Origin of the sequence: Paenibacillus rigui, assembly GCF_002234615.1 — a bacterium.
Lineage (GTDB): Bacteria > Bacillota > Bacilli > Paenibacillales > NBRC-103111 > Paenibacillus_S > Paenibacillus_S rigui.
This window is the reverse complement of sequence record NZ_NMQW01000094.1, coordinates 1-1255: the sequence shown is the minus strand read 5'-3', so window position 1 is coordinate 1255 and position 1255 is coordinate 1. Positions and strand designations below refer to the sequence as shown.

Genomic DNA, 1255 nt, shown 5'->3' with positions numbered 1-1255 from the left:
TCTGCATTTAGTTCTCCCATAATATAATTCCCCCATTTTTTGCTTGTCTTTCGTATAACGTTCTTGTATTCACGAACCCGAGAGGCTTAAGGCGCTTTAGCGCCGGGTCGCCAGACTTAGCCTCGCAGGGTTGTCTGCCTGATTCCACTTCCATGAAAAGCCTCGGGCAGACCAAGGGAGCGTAAGCGACCGCAGCGTGAATACGGTGTTAGACGATGTCTCGGACAGTTCTACTTTCAAGATATTCCTTTAATAAATATTTTCTTGTCTCTTATATTATTTAATTTTAAGTAGTCTATTTTATGTAATCCCTTATAATGATCTGACAAACTTTGAAGGATTGCTAAATCCTCAGGTATTGACTGTTCATATAAAAAAATACCTTCCTCATCTACATGACAATGTGTAAAATACCCTGACGAGTTAACATAATCTATTAAATATGTCTTCTTCCATTCGTCATCTGAATAACCTAGTGAATTCCATTCATCTAATGTCTTTGGTACGTCGGCAATAACTCCTATAATATCCTCGTTAGTATAAGCATAAGGATTTTTTAGGTTACCCATTACAAAAACGATGTCACCTAATGAAAAAGAGTTTCCATTTATTTTCCATTCTGATTCATAGTTCCAACCATTATTATTAACAAACTTCCTGCATAGGTTTCCTTTAATATCATATTCCCATTTCATTTCGTCATCCCATGGATCAAATGAGTTCAAATAAACCGAATTGATTATAATTCGACCTATACTATAAATGTATTTATTTGGGTTTACAGCACTAATTTGCTTTACAAATTCTTCTGCTTTATTAAAGGAGTTAAATATTCCTTCTTCATGAATTGGCCCATTAATATAATACTTACGTACTAAAAAAAGTCTTGTCATTAGTTCTCCTTATAATCCTTAGAGATTTCGTCTAACGTTCTTGTATTCACGAACCCGAGAGGCTTAAGGCGCTTTAGCGCCGGGTCGCCAGACTTAGCCTCGCAGGGTTGTCTGCCTGATTCCACTTCCATGAAAAGCCTCGGGCAGACCAAGGGAGCGTAAGCGACCGCAGCGTGAATACGGTGTTATATGCTGTCGGGGCCTTCTTCGAATGCTCTAACATAGTTCCTTTAATGGTTTATTCGTCTTTATAGTTTTGTAGCCCTTTACTGCTTTATCGATCTTTACTATCTTTGTAGTCTTTAACTGCCTTTTCGATCTTTATAATCTTCTCGTCCCTCTAACGGTTTTCGTTTTTATAG

At 37.6% G+C, this 1255-nt stretch carries 1 protein-coding gene; it reads right to left on the bottom strand.

All coding sequences use genetic code 11. The features are described 5' to 3' along the window. Positions 1–236: 236 nt before the first annotated feature. Positions 237–893 (bottom strand): hypothetical protein, encoded by a 657-nt coding sequence (locus CF651_RS31770; protein WP_094018877.1) that lies wholly within the window; start codon positions 891–893, stop codon positions 237–239. Between the last annotated feature and the right edge of the window lie 362 nt (positions 894–1255).

Bases quoted from the DNA above. Each gene is read 5' to 3' on its own strand.
- CF651_RS31770 (WP_094018877.1), bottom strand. From the start codon at position 893: ATGACAAGACTTTTTTTAGTACGTAAGTATTATATTAATGGGCCAATT.